The 15,315-nt window shown below is 73.1% G+C and carries 16 protein-coding genes; 7 read left to right on the forward strand and 9 right to left on the reverse strand.

Going from position 1 to position 15,315, the window contains the following annotated elements; translation table 11 throughout:
- Window positions 1–79: 79 nt before the first annotated feature.
- Together cydD and cydC are read left to right on the forward strand one after the other, a co-directional pair.
- The gene (cydD, locus tag FHS88_RS08465) at window positions 80–1,756 is read left to right on the forward strand and encodes a thiol reductant ABC exporter subunit CydD (RefSeq protein ID WP_184483544.1); all 1,677 of its coding nucleotides are present in this window, start codon (window positions 80–82) and stop codon (window positions 1,754–1,756) included.
- Entirely contained in the window at window positions 1,756–3,426 is a 1,671-nt protein-coding gene (cydC, locus tag FHS88_RS08470) for a thiol reductant ABC exporter subunit CydC (protein ID WP_184483546.1), read from the forward strand. The genes cydD and cydC overlap by 1 nt, the downstream gene beginning before the upstream one ends.
- Before the next feature lie 104 nt (window positions 3,427–3,530).
- On the opposite strand, the gene FHS88_RS08475 is transcribed toward cydC, so the two are convergent.
- Window positions 3,531–3,941 (reverse strand): Hsp20/alpha crystallin family protein, encoded by a 411-nt coding sequence (locus tag FHS88_RS08475; RefSeq protein ID WP_184483548.1) that lies wholly within the window; start codon window positions 3,939–3,941, stop codon window positions 3,531–3,533.
- A gap of 183 nt (window positions 3,942–4,124) precedes the next feature.
- Between FHS88_RS08475 and FHS88_RS08480 the strand changes: the two genes are divergently transcribed.
- The 4 genes from FHS88_RS08480 to FHS88_RS08495 all read left to right on the forward strand — a co-directional run bounded on the left by FHS88_RS08480 (window position 4,125) and on the right by FHS88_RS08495 (window position 8,038).
- Window positions 4,125–5,084, forward strand: a complete 960-nt coding sequence (locus FHS88_RS08480) for a radical SAM protein (RefSeq protein ID WP_184483550.1) — start codon at window positions 4,125–4,127, stop codon at window positions 5,082–5,084.
- 73 nt (window positions 5,085–5,157) lie between these two features.
- Complete coding sequence (locus FHS88_RS08485) at window positions 5,158–5,541, forward strand: OmpA family protein (protein ID WP_184483552.1); 384 nt, start codon at window positions 5,158–5,160, stop codon at window positions 5,539–5,541.
- Window positions 5,541–7,373: a DNA helicase RecQ gene (recQ, locus tag FHS88_RS08490; protein WP_184483554.1), complete on the forward strand. Its 1,833-nt coding sequence runs from the start codon at window positions 5,541–5,543 to the stop codon at window positions 7,371–7,373. Before FHS88_RS08485 ends, recQ begins: the two co-directional genes overlap by 1 nt.
- A 95-nt stretch (window positions 7,374–7,468) precedes the next feature.
- Window positions 7,469–8,038: a hypothetical protein gene (locus FHS88_RS08495; protein ID WP_184483556.1), complete on the forward strand. Its 570-nt coding sequence runs from the start codon at window positions 7,469–7,471 to the stop codon at window positions 8,036–8,038.
- Between the two features lie 67 nt (window positions 8,039–8,105).
- On the opposite strand, the gene grxD is transcribed toward FHS88_RS08495, so the two are convergent.
- Genes grxD through purL form a run of 3 tightly spaced genes read right to left on the reverse strand, consistent with a single transcriptional unit; the run spans window position 8,106 to window position 10,923 of the window.
- On the reverse strand, window positions 8,106–8,444 hold the full coding sequence (grxD, locus tag FHS88_RS08500) for a Grx4 family monothiol glutaredoxin (protein WP_184483558.1): 339 nt from the start codon (window positions 8,442–8,444) through the stop codon (window positions 8,106–8,108).
- A gap of 11 nt (window positions 8,445–8,455) precedes the next feature.
- Window positions 8,456–8,689, reverse strand: coding sequence for a BolA family protein (locus FHS88_RS08505; RefSeq protein WP_184483561.1), 234 nt, complete (start codon window positions 8,687–8,689; stop codon window positions 8,456–8,458).
- Window positions 8,689–10,923, reverse strand: coding sequence for a phosphoribosylformylglycinamidine synthase subunit PurL (gene purL, locus FHS88_RS08510; protein WP_184483563.1), 2,235 nt, complete (start codon window positions 10,921–10,923; stop codon window positions 8,689–8,691). Before purL ends, FHS88_RS08505 begins: the two co-directional genes overlap by 1 nt.
- 494 nt (window positions 10,924–11,417) lie before the next feature.
- Between purL and FHS88_RS08515 the strand changes: the two genes are divergently transcribed.
- The gene (locus tag FHS88_RS08515) at window positions 11,418–12,359 is read left to right on the forward strand and encodes a hypothetical protein (RefSeq protein ID WP_184483566.1); all 942 of its coding nucleotides are present in this window, start codon (window positions 11,418–11,420) and stop codon (window positions 12,357–12,359) included.
- 156 nt (window positions 12,360–12,515) lie between these two features.
- Here the strand turns inward: FHS88_RS08515 and purQ are convergent, their stop codons facing one another.
- The 5 genes from purQ to FHS88_RS08540 all read right to left on the reverse strand — a co-directional run bounded on the left by purQ (window position 12,516) and on the right by FHS88_RS08540 (window position 15,315).
- Entirely contained in the window at window positions 12,516–13,211 is a 696-nt protein-coding gene (purQ, locus tag FHS88_RS08520) for a phosphoribosylformylglycinamidine synthase subunit PurQ (protein WP_184483568.1), read from the reverse strand.
- A gap of 12 nt (window positions 13,212–13,223) precedes the next feature.
- Window positions 13,224–13,445, reverse strand: coding sequence for a hypothetical protein (locus FHS88_RS08525; protein WP_246419731.1), 222 nt, complete (start codon window positions 13,443–13,445; stop codon window positions 13,224–13,226).
- Between the two features lie 4 nt (window positions 13,446–13,449).
- The gene (gene purS, locus FHS88_RS08530; protein WP_184483571.1) at window positions 13,450–13,689 is read right to left on the reverse strand and encodes a phosphoribosylformylglycinamidine synthase subunit PurS; all 240 of its coding nucleotides are present in this window, start codon (window positions 13,687–13,689) and stop codon (window positions 13,450–13,452) included.
- A complete protein-coding gene (purC, locus tag FHS88_RS08535) occupies window positions 13,686–14,450 on the reverse strand; it encodes a phosphoribosylaminoimidazolesuccinocarboxamide synthase (protein ID WP_184483573.1) in 765 nt (254 codons plus the stop codon). The genes purS and purC overlap by 4 nt, the downstream gene beginning before the upstream one ends.
- Window positions 14,451–14,565: 115 nt before the next feature.
- Entirely contained in the window at window positions 14,566–15,315 is a 750-nt protein-coding gene (locus FHS88_RS08540; protein ID WP_184483575.1) for an NRDE family protein, read from the reverse strand.

Genomic DNA, 15,315 nt, shown 5'->3' on the forward strand with positions numbered 1-15,315 from the left:
TGATGGGGCCGCCCGGCCCGCCCGGCAAGGCGTCCCGGGGGCGATTCCGCGCCTGCGCGATCTCCGGTATGGTCCGCGCATGGCTTCCCCCGCGCCGGGCGCGGACGCCGGCGCCGCGGCACTCCTGAAGCGGGAGGCGCGGGCCGAACGCGCCCGCCTCATCCCTCCCGTCCTGATCGGGATCGGCATCGCCGCCTGCGGCATTGCGCAGGCCTGGCTGCTCGCGCGGCTGCTCGCCACGCTGCTCGGCCGCGGCGATGCCGGCTGGGCTGAGCTCGCCGGCGCGGCCGCGCTCGCGCTGCTGATGGCCGGCCTCGGCGTCGCGCAGGAACGCGCGCAGATCGCCGCCGCCGAGCACGCCAAGGCGCGGCTGCGCGCGGCCGCCTTCGCCCGCCTGCTCGCCGCCGGCCCCGCCGACGAGCGCGCGGTGGGGGAGAAGAGCACCCTCGTCGTCGAGCGGATCGAGGCGCTGGAGGGCTATTTCGCCCGCTGGCTGCCCGCCGCGATGCTCGCCGTCCTCGCGCCGCTGCTCGTCGCCGGCGCGGCCGCGCTCGCCGACGGGCCGAGCGGCCTGATCCTGCTCGCCGCCGGGCTCGCCGTGCCGGTCGCCCAGGCGGTGTCGGGCATCGGCGCCGCGCAGGCGAGCCGGCGGCAGTTCGAGGCGCTGCAGCGCCTCTCGGGCCGCTTCCTCGACCGCATGCGCGGCCTGCCGGTGCTGGTGCTGTTCAACCAGCAGCAGGCCGAGGCGGCGCGGCTCGGCGCGGCGGCCGAGGAGCTGCGCGCGCGGACCATGCGCGTGCTGCGCATCGCCTTCCTCTCGGCCGGGGCGATGGAGCTCATCATCGCCACCGCGCTCGCCTCGCTCGCCTACCGCCACGGCGCGCTGGTGCAGGGGGCGCATCCGGCGCCGGTCGCCGCCCTCTTCGTGCTGCTGCTGGTGCCGGTGTTCTTCGCGCCGCTGCGCGCCTTCGCCGGCGCCTATCACGAGGCCATGGCCGCGCGCGGCGCGGCGGCCGAGCTCGCGCCCCTGCTCGACGCGCCGGAGGAGAGCGGCCTGCTGCTCGAGGAGATCCCGCCCAAGGTCACCGTCACCTTCCAGGACGTGACGCTCTCCTACGACCCATCCCGCCAGCCTGCGCTCGGCGGCGTCTCCTTCCGCGTCCTGCCGGGGGAGACGCTGGTGCTGACCGGCGCCTCGGGCGCGGGCAAGACGAGCGTGCTGCGCATCCTGATGGGCTTCCGCCGGCCGGATTCGGGGCGGGTTGCGATCAACGGGCACGACATCACCCGGCTGCGCCCCTCCGAGCTGCGGCGCCTGTCCTCCTATGTCAGCCAGCGCGCGCACATCTTCCCCGGCACGATCCGGGAGAACATCCGCCTCGCCCGCCCCGAGGCCGACGACGCGGCGGTCGAGGCCGCCGCCCGCGCGGCGCAGGTGAGCGAGTTCGCCGCCCTGCTGCCCCAGGGCCTCGACACCCCGGTGGGCGAGGGCGGCTACGGCCTGTCCGGCGGCCAGGCGCAGCGCGTCGCGGTGGCGCGCGCCTTCCTGCGCGACAGCCCGCTGGTGCTGCTGGACGAGCCGACCGCGCATCTCGACCCCGGGACCGAGGCGGTGGTGCTCGACGCGCTGCGCCGGCTTTGCGTCGGGCGGACGGCGATCCTCGCCTCCCATGCCCGCGCCGCGCGGGTGGGGCATGGGCGGGTGCTGGAACTGTCCCACGGGCGCGCGGGAGCCTCGCGCATGGCGGGGAACTGATGCTGCGGGACGTGCTGCGCATCCTCGGCCTGTGGCGCGGCCATGCCGGATGGCTGGCGGCGGGCGTGCTGGTCGCCGTGCTCTCGGCGCTGGCGGGCCTCGCGCTGCTGGTGCTCGCCGCGCGGGTGATCGCGGGGGCAGTCGCGGCGGGGCATGCCGATGCCGCGCTGCTCGCCGGGCTCGGCGTGGCGGCGCTGGTCTGGCTGCGCCCGGTGATGCTGTTCCGCCCGCTCGCCCGCTACGTCGAAAGGCTGGTGACGCACGAGGCGACCTTCCGCGCGCTCGCGGGCATGCGGGTCTGGTTCTTCCGCCGCCTCGCCGAGCGCCTGCCGACCGGCCTCGGCCTGCGCCGCGCGGGGGACCTGCTCGGGCGCCTCGTCTCGGATGTCGAGGCGCTGGACGGGCTCTACCTGCGCGTCATCGTGCCGGGGGCGGCGGCGCTCGCGGTGGTGCTCGCCATGGCGCTGCTCGTCGGCGCGGCGGAGCCGGGGCTGGCGGCGATCCTCGCCCTGCCGCTCGCCGCCGCGCTCGCCCTGCCGGTGCTCCTCGCCCCCGCCGCGGCGCGCGCGGGGGAGGGGGTGGCGCGCGCCCAGGGCGCGCTGCGCAGCGCGGTGGTCGAGCCGCTGACCGGCATCGAGGACACGCTCGCCGCCAATGCCGAGGGGCGCGCGGCCGCCCGCGTCGCCGCCGAGGGCGCGGCGCTCGCCGCCGCCCAGCAGCGCCTCGCGCGCCGCGGCGCCTGGGGCGGGGCGGCCGGCGCGCTGCTCACCCAGGCCGCGCTGCTCGGCGCGCTCGCCTGGGCGCTGGCGGCGGCGGAGCACGCCGTCGCTTCGGCGCTGCTCGCCGTCTTCCTCGCCGTCGCGGCGGCCGAATCGCTCGGGCTGATGCCGCGGGCCGGGGCGTCGCTCGCCGCCGCCGCGGCCGGCGCGCGTCGCCTCTTCGAGGCCGCCGACACGCCCGCCCCGGTGCCCGAGCCTGCCGAGCCCGCGGCGCCGCCCACCGGCCACGCGCTGCGCCTTGACGGCGTCACCTTCGCCTGGGCGCCGGACCGGCCGCCGGTCTTCGAGGGGCTCGACCTCGAGGTGCCGGCCGGGGCGCGGGTGGCGCTGCTCGGCCCCTCGGGCGCGGGCAAGTCCACGCTGGCGGCGCTGCTGCTGAAATTCGCGGCTCCGCAGGCCGGGACCATCACCCTCGGCGGGGTGGACCTGGCGCGGATCCCGTCGGCGGAGCTGCGCCGGCGCGTCGCCTGGCTGACGCAGGATGCGCGCCTGTTCGACGACAGCATCGCCGCCAATCTGCGCCTCGCCGCGCCCGAGGCGACGGAGGCGGATCTCTGGCGCGCGCTCGACCGCGCGCGCATCGGCGACCTCGTCCGCGCGCTGCCGGAGGGGCTCGAGACGCCATGCGGGGAGGCCGGTTCGCGCTTCTCCGGCGGGCAGGCGCGGCGGCTTGCGCTCGCGCGCACGCTGCTCTCGCCCGCGCCGGTGCTGATCCTCGACGAGCCGGCCGCCGGGCTCGATGCCGACACCGAGCGCGCTTTCCTCGAGACCCTCGACGAGGCGACGCAGGGCCGGACGGTCATCCTGATCCTGCACCGCCTGCTCGGCGTGGAGCGGCCCACGCGCATCCTGCGCCTGATCGGCGGCCGGGCGATCCCGGCCACCGGTTGAGCCCGGCGCGCCGGCCCTTGCGCGACAGCCGGGCATTGCCGCGCGGCGGAAGGGCGCCCCCTCTTCCGCCGGGCATGACATCGGGCGCGCGCGCCCGCCGGCGCTCAGCCCGCCGGCGGGGTTCCGCCGATCGGGATGCGGTTGACCTTCGCCGCGGCCTCGGGCGGGCGCTTCAGCGAGATGGTCAGCACGCCCTTGTCGAAGGCCGCGCTGGCCTCGGCCGGGTTGGCCGGCCAGGGCAGGCGGATGGCGCGGCGGAAACTGCCATAGGACCGCTCGGAGAGGTGGAAGCCCTCCTTCTCCTCGCTCTTCTCCTGCTTCTTCTCGCCCGAGATGGTCAGCACGTCGCCCTCGAGCGCGACCTCGACATCCTTCTCCTCGAGGCCGGGCAGTTCGGCTGTCACCACCACGCCCTGCTCGGTCTCCCTCATCTCGACCGAGGGCGCGAAGCCACTTGCAGGCAGGGCCATGCCACCGAACATCTGGTCGAAGACCCGGTTGACCTCGCGCTGCAAGGTCCCGAACAGGTCCGTGGAAGGCTCACCGCGTGGCACCGGAAGACGAGGCATCATGACGATCTCCCTCCTGCTTGAAACGCGGCCCGGCGGGATGCCGCCCGGCCAGGCCGGGTGGTTATCACCTACACCGGGCCGGGCCGGGATTCCTTGCCCTGGATCAATCCCCGCGCGGGGCCTGGCATGACCGCGCCCGTGCTCGCGCCGCCGGTCGCCCTCGACCCGGCCAAGTTCCGCGACCCTGCCGTCACGGCCAAGGGCGAGCGCCGCGCCGTGGTGGCGCTCTCGGGGCTGCGCACGCTCTGGGTGAACACCGGCACGCTGTGCAACATCACCTGCCGCAACTGCTACATCGAAAGCAGCCCGACCAACGACGCGCTGGCCTACATCTCCGCCGCCGAGGTCGCGGCCTTCCTCGACGAGGCCGCCGCGATCGGCGCGCCGCTCACCGAGGTCGGCTTCACCGGCGGCGAGCCCTTCCTCAACCGCGACCTCGTCGCGATGCTGCGGGACGTGCTCTCGCGCGGCCTCTCGGCGCTGGTGCTGACCAACGCGATGAAGCCGATGATGAACCACGCCTCGGCGCTGCTGGCGCTGCAGCGCGCATCCGGCGAGCGGCTGACCATCCGCGTCTCGCTCGATCATCACGAGGCCGCCGCGCACGACCTCGAACGCGGCGAGGGGGCCTTCGCCAGGACGATGGAGGGCCTGGCCTGGCTCGCGCGGCACGGCTTCCGCATCCATGTCGCCGGGCGCGCGGGCTTCGGCGCGGGCGACGAGGCGGCGATGCGCGCGGGCTACGCCGCGCTGTTCCGCGCCCACGGCATCCCGGTGGATGCCGCGGATCCGGTCGCGCTCATGCTCTTCCCCGAGATGGACGCCTCGGTTGACGTGCCCGAGATCACCGAGGCGTGCTGGTCCATCCTGCGCAAATCGCCCGACAGCCTGATGTGCGCCTCGGCGCGGATGGTGGTGAAGCGGCGCGGCGCCGAGCGCCCCGCGGTCGTCGCCTGCACCCTGCTGCCCTACGGTTCGCAGTTCGAGCTCGGCGCCACGCTCGCCGAATCGAGCCGGCCGGTCGCGCTCAACCACCCCCATTGCGCGAAGTTCTGCGTGCTCGGCGGCGCGGCCTGTTCGCGCTGATCCTTGCGGGAGGTTGACGGCCGGCCATTGGCCGCGCGACCAAGGGGCGCATTGCCCATCCGGAGTCGTGCCCATGCGCCGCCGCCATCTCCTCGCCACCGCCCCGGCCCTGCTCGCGGCCGCCTGCACGGCGCCGGCCCCGGCGCCGCCCGCGATCGCGGTCTTCTTCACCGCCGACAGCGCGAGCCTCGACGGCGAGGCCGCCGAGGTCGTCCGCCGCGCGGCCGCGGCGGCGCGCGGCGGGACCGGGCCGGTCACGGTGCTCGGCTTCGCCGGCCCCGCGGGTGGGGTGGCCTACAACCGCGCGCTCTCCGAGGCCCGCGCCCAGCATGTCGCGGACATGCTGATCGCCAACGGCGTGGCGCGGGAGCGCGTGCGCATCGTCCCGCGCGGCCCGGTGCCCTTCGAGGCGATGGCGACCGAGAGCCGGCGGGTCGAGATCCGCATCGGCGGCTGATGCGCGCGCTGGAGGATCCGGCGGAGGTCCTCCGCCGGGTCTTCGGCCATGAATCCTTCCGCGGCCGGCAGGAGGAGATCGTCCGCCACGCGACCGAGGGCGGCTCCGGCCTCGTGCTCATGCCCACGGGCGCCGGCAAGAGCCTCTGCTTCCAGGTGCCCGCGCTGTGCAGGCCCGGCATCGGCGTCGTCGTCTCGCCGCTGATCGCGCTGATGGAGGACCAGGTCGCCGCCCTGCGCCAGCAGGGTGTGGCCGCCGCCGCGCTGCATTCCGACCTGCCGCCCGAGGAGTCGCGCGCCGTGCTGCGCGACCTGCATGGCGGGCGGCTGAAGCTGCTCTACGCCTCGCCCGAGCGTCTGACCTTCGACGGCATGCTGCAGCGGCTGGAAGGGTTGCCCATCGCCCTCTTCGCGGTGGACGAGGCGCATTGCGTGAGCCAGTGGGGCCACCACTTCCGGCCCGAATACCGCGGCCTCGGCGTGCTCGGGGAGCGCTTCCCCGCGGTGCCGCGCCTCGCGCTGACCGCCACCGCCGACCCGCGCACGGTCGAGGACATCCGCCTCCAGCTCGGGCTGACCGACGCGCCGGTTTTCCGCGCCTCCTTCGACCGGCCCAACATCGTCATCGAGGCCGCCCCGCGCGAGAGCGAGCGCGCCCAGTTGCGCGCCCTGATCCGCGCCACGGGCGGCTGCGGCATCGTCTATTGCGGCAGCCGCGCCAAGGCCGAGAGCACGGCCGAATGGCTGCGCGCCGACGGCCACGACGCGCTCGCCTTCCATGCCGGCATGGATGCCGCGACGAAGCGCGAGGCGCATCGCCGCTTCGCGCGCGGCGATTCGGTGATCATGGCCGCGACCATCGCCTTCGGCATGGGCATAGACCGCCCCGATGTGCGCTGGGTGGCGCATCTCGACCTGCCGCGCAGCCCCGAGAGCTGGTACCAGGAGATCGGCCGCGCGGGGCGCGACGGGCTGCCCGCGCGCGCGCTGCTGCTGTTCGGCGCGGGCGACATGGCGCTCGCGCGCCACCGCATCGCCGAGAGCCCGGCGAGCGAGGAGCAGAAGCGCGTCGAGCGCGCGCGCCTCGATGCCATGATCGCCATCGCCGAGGCCGCGACCTGCCGCCGCGCGCTCCTGCTGCGCTGCTTCGGGGAGGAACCCGCGGCCGAGAGCTGCGGCGCCTGCGACGTGTGCCGCACCCCGCCCCGAATGTTCGACGGCACGGTGGCGGCGCAGAAGCTGCTCTCGGCCGTGCTGCGCACCGGGCAGCGCTTCGGCGTGGGCCATGTGGTGGACGTGCTGCGCGGGCGGCTGACGGACAAGGTGGCGCAGTTCGCCCATGACCGGCTGCCCACCTTCGGGGTAGGGCGGGAGCTGAGCGACGGCGCCTGGCGCGGCGTGGCGCGGCAGCTCGTGGCGCGCGGCGTGCTCGATGTCGCGGTGGAGAACCATGGCGAACTGGTCGCGACCGAGGCCGCGCGGCCGGTGCTGCGCGGCGAATCGCCCGTGATGCTGCGCGAGGAGACGATGCAGCCCGTCGCGCGCCGCGCCCCCGCCGCCGCCGCGCCGCCACCGGGCAGCGAGGATCCGGTGTTCGAGGCGCTGCGCCTCTGGCGCCGCGGCGTCGCGCAGGCGCAGGGCGTGCCGGCCTATGTGGTGGCGGATGACCGCACGCTCGCGGGCATCGCGGCCCGCCGGCCGCGCAACGCCGATGCGCTGCTGGAGGTGCCGGGCATGGGGCGTTCCCGCGTGGAACGCTACGGCGCGGAGATCCTGCGCATCCTGCGCGAGGCGATCGAGGCGGAGCAGGCGCACGCGCTGACGCATTCGTGACGCCGCGCGGCGCGCCTTGCCGCCTGTCCGTGACGCGCTTCATGGCCCCGCGGCGCGATGCCGGGATAAGGTGCCGCGGCTGCCGGAGGAGAAGCATGCACCGTTCGATCCTGTTCGCCGCCGCGCTCGCCGCGGGGCTTTCCACCGCCGCCGTGCGCGCCGACGAGGTGTCCGACGCCATCACCGAGGCGCAGCGCGCCTATCAGGGCGGCCGCATTCAGGCCGCGCAGACCGCGCTGCAGGAGGCGCTGCAGCTGCTCCAGCAGCGCGCCGCCGCCGGGCTCGCCGCCGCGCTGCCCGATGCGCTGCCGGGCTGGACGGCGGAGGAGGCGAGTTCGGCGACCGCCGGCCTCGCCGGCATGTTCGGCGGCAGCACGGCGTCGCGCACCTACCGCAACGCGCAGGGGCAGTCGGTCGAGATCCAGGTGATGAGCGACAACCCGATGATCGCCCAGCTCGCGGCGGTGATGGCCAACCCGATGCTGGCGGGCGCGATGGGGCGGCTCGTGCGCGTGGGCGAGCAGCGCGCCATCCAGGGCAATGACGGCAACATCCAGATGCTGGTGGACAACCGCATCCTGGTGCAGGTGCAGGGCGACGCGCCGGCCGAGGCGAAACTCGCCTATGCGCGGGCGATCAACCTCGCGCGGCTCGCGGGGCGCTGAGGCGCGCTCCCCGCGCCGTGGGCCGGCATCCCGGGGCGCGCCCGCTGGCGCGGCCCCGGGGGCGGCGTCAGGCCTCGGCCTTGTGGGGGATGCCCTTCTCGTTGAGCAGGGCGGCGAGTTCGCCGGACTGGAACATCTCCATCACGATGTCGCAGCCGCCGACGAACTCGCCCTTCACGTAGAGCTGGGGAATGGTCGGCCAGTTGGTGAAAGCCTTGATCCCCTCGCGGATCTCCATGTCCTCGAGCACATTCACGCCCTTGAAGGGCACGCCCATGTGGCTGAGGATCTGCACGACGCGCGCGCTGAAGCCGCATTGCGGGAAGACCGGCGTGCCCTTCATGTAGAGCACCACGGGGTTCTCCGTGATGTCGGCCTGGATGCGCTCGAAGGTCGGGTTGGACATCGGGTCGGGTCCTATTCCGGGGCGGAGGTCTGGAGGGCGAGGGCGTGCAGCACGCCGCCCATGCGGCCCTGCAGCGCGGCATAGACGATCTGGTGCTGCTTGACGCGGGAGAGGCCGCGGAAGGATTCCGAGACGACCTTGGCGGCGTAGTGGTCGCCGTCGCCGGCGAGGTCCTCGATGGTCACCTCGGCATCGGGGAGCGCCGCCTTGATCAGCGCCTCGATCTCCGCGGGTTGCATCGCCATCAGGCCGTCCTCCCTTCCATCAGCGCGGGCAGGGTCGATTCGTTCGCGTCCCGCAGCGCAGCCACCGATATGGAACGGCCTCCGGAGAGAACCAAGTCCCCGCCGCCGGAACGGCCGAGGCGCTTCGCCGGGACGCCCGCGGCCTGCGCCGCCGCCAGGAAGGCTCCGGCATCCTTGACCGCGACGACATAGCGGGACTGGTCCTCGCCGAACCAGAAGGCGTGTTCCGGCACGCCGGCGGGGGCGGCGGCGAGGGTCGCGCCGACGCCGGTTTCCATCGCCATCTCGGCGACCGTGACCAGCAGGCCGCCATCGGCGCAGTCGTGACAGGCGAGCACGGCGCCGGAGAGGATCTGCGCGCGGACGAAATCGCCGTTGCGGCGCTCGGCGGCGAGGTCCACCGGGGGCGGGGCGCCTTCCTCGCGGCCGGCGATCTCCCTCAGCCAGAGGGACTGGCCGAGATGGCCCGCCGTGGTGCCGACCAGGACCAGGTCGGCATTCGCGGGCAGGCCGAGGCCCACGGCGTGCCTCGCATCGTCCAGCACGCCGACGCCGCCGATGGCGGGGGTGGGCAGGATCGGCCGGCCTTCCGTCTCGTTGTAGAGGGAGACGTTGCCGCTCACGACCGGGAAGTCGAGCGCGGTGCAGGCGGCGGCCATGCCGCGCACCGCGCCGGCGAACTGGCCCATGATGCGCGGCTTCTCGGGGTTGCCGAAGTTCATGTTGTCGGTGATGGCGAGCGGCCGGGCGCCGGTCGCGGTGATGTTGCGCCAGGCTTCCGCGACGGCCTGCTTGCCGCCTTCCTCGGGGTCCGCGACCACGTAGCGGGGGGTGCAGTCGGTGGTCATGGCCAGCGCCCGGGCGTGGTCCTCGATCTTCACGATGGCGGCGTCCGCCGCGCCGGGGCGCTTCACGGTCTGGCCGTTCACCAGGCTGTCGTACTGGTCCCAGATCCAGCGGCGGGAGCAGAGGTCGGGGCAGGCGACGAGGCGCTTGAGCGCGTCCTCGATCGTCGTGGGGTTGGCGACCGTGGCGGGGTCGAGGAGGGGCTGCTTGGGCGTATCCTCGGTGGGGCGGCGGTAGAGGGGGGCTTCCGATTCCAACGGGGCCAGCGGGATGTCGGCTTCCACATGGCCCTTGTGGCGGATGACGATGCGCCCCGTATCGGTGAGGTGGCCGATCACCGCGAAGTCGAGCTCCCACTTGCGGAAGATGGCCTCAGCCTGGGCTTCCCGGCCGGGCTTGAGGACCATGAGCATGCGCTCCTGGCTCTCGCTGAGCATCATCTCGTAGGCGGTCATGCCCTCCTCGCGCTGGGGAACGTTGTCCAGCACGAGTTCGATGCCCATGCCGCCCTTGCCGGCCATCTCGACGCTGCTGCTGGTCAGCCCCGCCGCGCCCATGTCCTGGATGGCGACGATGGCGTCGGTGGCCATGAGTTCGAGGCAGGCCTCGATCAGCAGCTTCTCGGCGAAGGGGTCGCCGATCTGCACGGTGGGGCGCTTCTCCTCGGCGTCGGCGCTGAACTCGGCGCTCGACATGGTGGCGCCGTGGATGCCGTCGCGGCCGGTCTTGGAGCCGACATAGACCACCGGGTTCCCTACGCCGGTCGCCTTGGCGGTGAAGATGCGGTCGGCGCGGGCGATGCCGACCGTCATGGCGTTGACCAGCGGGTTGCCGTTGTAGGCGGGGTGGAAGTTGACCTCCCCGCCCACGGTCGGGACGCCGACGCAGTTGCCGTAGCCGCCGATGCCGCGCACCACGCCGTCGATGATCTGGCGCATGCGCGGCGCGTCGGGCGCGCCGAAGCGCAGTGCGTTGAGGTTGGCGATGGGCCGCGCGCCCATGGTGAAGACATCGCGCAGGATGCCGCCCACGCCCGTGGCCGCGCCGTTGTAGGGCTCGATCCAGGACGGGTGGTTGTGGGATTCCATCTTGAATACGGCGGCCAGCCCATCCCCGATGGCGATGACGCCGGCATTCTCGCCCGGGCCCTGGATGACCCAGGGCGCCTTGGTGGGCAGTTCCCTGAGCCAGACGCGGCTGGATTTGTAGGAGCAGTGCTCGCTCCACATCACCGAGAAGATGCCGAGCTCGGTGAGCGAGGGCGTGCGGCCGAGGATGGCGAGCGCGCGGTCGTATTCCTCGGGCTTGAGGCCGAACTCGGCGGCGAGCTGGGCGGCGCGGGCGGGGTCGAGCGAGACGGGGGCGCTCTGCGGGGCGGCGGCGGTCATGGGTGCCTTGTCGGCAGGCGGGGCGGCGCTGTCCAGGGGGGGGTGCGGCGCGGGGGCGTCATGAGCGGGCGAGGGGCTCCGCCCGCGGAATCGAGAGGATGCCCGAAGCGCGGCGGAGGAGGAGGCGGAAACCGCTCAAGATGTCCCGGCATATGCGGTCCTGGCCGGACGAGGTGGGCACGGTCGGTAGCGGGTTGGCACCGCTGTCAGGATGACGAGCGGGTCGAGGAGCATGGCCGGGCAGGGAACGGCTGCGGCAGCGCCTCGGGACGCGGGCGAAGGGCCGCAGCATGGCGACGATACATGTCATTAATGTAGAAGACTTTCGAGTCATAAGCGACCAAAGGGCGAAATCTTCATCCCCGCGTGAGAGTCTTCAGACGATGCAAATCGATGCAATGCGCAAACGACACGAGCATTCCGGGTAAAATATTGACGCGTCTCGCTTGGCATGCTCAGCATAGACAAGTCTGATGCGCGTTCGAGGTCTATCGATGATTTCACCTCTCCGTGTTCTTCTGATCGGCCTAGTCCTGGCCGCCGTGACCGGCCACCCTGCCGCCCTGGCGCAAACGCCTCCGCAGCGGGATATCCAGACCGCTCTTGCTGAGCGGCTCCCCCGCGGCTGGGAAGTCGCGTCCCTGCGCATCGAGGCGACGGAAAATCGCGGATCGGCCGTGACGCCGCGCATCCTCAGCCGCTTCGTGGCGGAGCTGAGGTTGCGTGAGACCACCTATCGGGAGGCAGGCCGGCTCGATGGCATCCTCGTACTTCAGCCCGCGCTGACCCCCGGGGCGCGGCGGACGCTGCACGGGATCGCGACCTCGGTCCTTTATGCTGGACGCTGGAGCACGGTGGTGGAGGTGCAGGGTGACCCCTTCGCCGCCGCGGGGCGACTCCGGGGAGAGTTCCTGCCGCCTACGCTGGTCGAAGGCACGCCCGAGTATGCGGCGGTGCGGGATCGTGCGGTCGCGGCGATGCAGCAGCGGGTGGCCGACGAGCGCGACCGACGGGCCCGGATGGCTGCAATCTTCGGTGATCCGCCGCGGATCCTGCGGGAAGTGCCCGAACTCGCGGGGGCCTTCATCGAGCCGAGCCGCAATCGCGTCACGCCTTTCCGGCTCGTCTTCCAGTCGCGCGACCTCGAGGCAGGCACCTTCACGGCGGAGATGATCTGGCCGGTCAGCGGCTCGGTGCTCTCCGCCCGCGGGCGGATCGTGGAGAACCGGCTCGAACTCGCCGAGACGGGCTATGTGCGCAATCCGCGGGGGCGGTCACCGCAGTTCGAGTCCTATCGCGGGACGATCGAACCTGCCGGGATCCGCGGCCTGGTCTGCCGCGAACCCGATTTGGAGCAGCCCTGCCGGCCCTCCGATCTGCGCTTCACTCTCTCGCTTCCCATGACCGCAAGCGAGACGTCGGCCGCCCGGCAATAGTGGCCGATCCTGGGCGGGTATTGGCCCAGGTCTTGAACATCCTGCGTCGTCGCAATCGGTGAGGGCCGCAACATCGATTGAACACCCAACCGGCCGAAGAGGGCAGGAAATCGGTGTCGTTACGACGTTCAGGGGCGGCACCCCTGCGAAGCGCCCTCAGGCCGAAACCAGACTCTCCGCCAAACTCTCGAACATCGGCAGCCCGTCCGTCCCGCCCATCAGCTCGTCCACCAGATCTTCCGGGTGGGGCATCAGGCCGCAGATGCGCAGGTTGGGGGAGAAGATTCCGGCGATGTTGCGGGCGGATCCGTTGCGGTTGGCCGCCTCGGTCGCCTCGCCGGCCTCGTTCACGTAGCGGAAGGCGACGAGGCCCTCGCCTTCCAGGCGGTCCAGTGTCGCCTCGTCGGCGAAGTAGTTGCCGTCGCCATGGGCCATGGGGGCGCGGAAGGTCGCACCCTTCTGCCAGCGGCTGGTGAAGGCGGTGCCCGCGCGCTCGACGCGCAGGATGCAGTCCATCGAGAGGAAGCGCAGCGAGGCGTTGCGCAGCAGCCCGCCCGGCAGCAGTCCGGCCTCGATCAGGATCTGGAAGCCGTTGCACACGCCGAGGATGTGGCCGCCGCGCGCGGCGAACTCCTTCACCTCCCGCATGATGGGGGATTGGGCGGCCATCGCGCCGCAGCGCAGGTAGTCCCCGTAGGAGAAGCCGCCAGCCAGCACCACGAGATCGAGCCCCGCGGGCAGCGGCTCGCGGTGAAACAGCATCAGCGGCTCGCGGCCTGTCGCGCGCTTGAGCGCGATGCGCATGTCGCGTTCGCGGTTGGTGCCGGGGAAGACGATGATGGCGGCTTTCATGGCGTGGTCCGGTCAGCCGAAGGAGATCCGCAGCCAGTGCAGCCCGCCCATGATGAGCATGGTCGAGCCGGCGGCCAGCGCGGCGGCGGTGACCCAGCGGTTCGCGGTGCGCTTGCCGCGGGCGATGATGCTGGGGCGCGGCGCCTTGGTGGTGGCGAGGCGCTCCTCGCGCCAGCGCAGCCCCATCGCGAAGAGGACGGTCAGCACCGCCATCGCGAGGAGGCTCGCCTTCATCATCTCAGGCGATCTCGACGCGGAAGGATTCGATCACCGTGTTGGCGAGCAGGCGGCGGGCCATGTCCTCCGCGGCGGCCTTCGCCTTCGCGGGGTCGGTCTCGGCGAGGTCGAGCTCGATCACCTTGCCCGCGCGCACCTCCTTCACGCCCGTGAAGCCGAGGCCTTCGAGCGCATGGCCGATCGCCTTGCCCTGGGGGTCGAGCACGCCGGCCTTGGGCATCACGTAGACGCGCGCCTTCACTGCATCACCTCCGGCCCGGTCATGTCGCGCGGGCCGGCCTCGGGCAGGATGCCGAGGCGGCGGGCGACCTCCTGGTAGCCTTCCTCGACCTTGCCGAGGTCGCGGCGGAAGCGGTCCTTGTCCATCTTCTCGCCCGTCTTGGCGTCCCACAGGCGGCAATTGTCGGGGCTGATCTCGTCGGCGAGGACGATGCGCATCTCCTCATTCTCCCACAGCCGGCCGAACTCCAGCTTGAAGTCCACCAGCGTGATGCCGACGCCAAGGAAAAGCCCGGTGAGGAAGTCGTTCACCCTGAGCGTGAGCGCGACGATGTCGTCGAGGTCCTGCGTGCTCGCCCAGCCGAAACAGGTGATGTGCTCCTCGGCGACCATCGGGTCGTTCAGCGCGTCGTTCTTGTAGTAGTATTCGATGATCGAGCGCGGCAGGCGCTGGCCCTCGGTGATGCCGAGGCGCTGGCTGAGCGAGCCGGCCGCGACGTTGCGCACCACGACCTCGAGCGGGATGATCTCGACCTCGCGGATCAGCTGCTCGCGCATGTTGAGGCGGCGGATGAAGTGGGTCGGGATGCCGATCTCGGCGAGGCGCGTCATTAGGTATTCGCTGATGCGGTTGTTGAGCACGCCCTTGCCGGTGATGGTGCCCTTCTTCTTCGCGTTGAAGGCGGTGGCGTCGTCCTTGAAGTACTGGACCAGGGTGCCGGGCTCGGGGCCTTCGAAGAGGATCTTGGCCTTGCCCTCGTAGAGTTGTCGGCGTCGCGCCATGGCGGGAGGAATCCTTCGTGTCGCCGCGCGGATGGGCCAACGGCGAGAGAGAGGCGGCGTATAGCAAGGGCGGGCCGGAAGGGCCATCGCCCATGCCCGGGGGGGCAGCCCCGCGTCAGGCGGCGAGCGCGCTGGCGAGCGGGGCGAAGGCGGCCTGGCCGGGCGGGGCGGGGCAGAAGAGCCAGACCGGCGCCCGGCCGGGGGCGAGCGCCATCAGGCTCGCGCAGACCGTGCCGAAGCCGCCCGAGGGCGGGACGTTGAGCGTCTCCGCGAGGCCGAATTCCGGCCCGTGGCCGCTGTCGGCGAGCAGCGCCTGCCAGGAGGACCAGTCGCCCGCATCCGGCTCGGGCGGCGGGGCGGCTCGGAAGCGGGGCAGGTGGCGCCGGGTGCGCGGGCTCGCCGGGTCGTTGGGGTCGTGGGCGGTGACCATGGAGAGGCCCTCGGGGAGCGGCCGGGTCTCCGGATGGCCCTGGCCGAGGCCGCGGAGGAAGAAGGCGTCGCGGTGGTCGGCGACGACCATGTTGAAGGGGCGCCAGCGTTCCGCCGGCAGGGCGGCGATGCGCGCCGCGCCGGCGGCGGCGGAGGGGGCGGCGGCCGCGACCAGCGGGAGCTCCCCGCGCGAGCGCTTGCCGGCCTCGGGGCCGAGGCTGCCGGGGCGGTTGAGCACGGCGGCGACGACCCCGCCCGGGCCGAGGGCCATCCAGGTGCCCCCCGCGCTGCGGTCGCGCCCGCCGATCAGGCCGGGCGATTCGGGCCACCAGGCGGCGGGCGGATCCCAGGGGCGGTCGAGGCGCTCGTCCCGGTTGGCGGCGAGCAGCAGCGGCCAGGGATGGTGCGGCCGCCGGAGGACGATCACCGTGCACAT

Source organism: Neoroseomonas alkaliterrae (assembly GCF_014199195.1).
Taxonomy (GTDB): Bacteria; Pseudomonadota; Alphaproteobacteria; order Acetobacterales; family Acetobacteraceae; genus Neoroseomonas; species Neoroseomonas alkaliterrae.